Raw genomic sequence first — 239 nt, forward strand, 5'->3', positions numbered from 1 at the left:
AAACTAAAGCCAACTTCTTATCAACAGTTACACATGAGCTACGTACACCGCTTTATGCCGTAACTGGTTTAAGTAACATGCTTTTAGAGGAAGACCCAAAACCAGAGCAAATTCAGCATTTAAAATCGTTAAAATTTTCAGGAGACTATCTGTTAACCTTTATTAATGATATTCTTCAAATTAATAAAATTGAAGCCAATAAAGTAGAACTTGAAACTGAGCCGTTTAACTTAAAGAAA

General features: G+C 32.2%; 1 protein-coding gene. It reads left to right on the top strand.

Features of this window, described 5'->3' with window-relative positions; translation table 11 throughout:
* A partial coding sequence (locus tag FUA24_RS25660; protein ID WP_317131937.1) for a sensor histidine kinase occupies positions 1-239 on the top strand: 239 nt, incomplete at both ends.

The sequence above is a fragment of the Seonamhaeicola marinus genome (assembly GCF_008085455.1).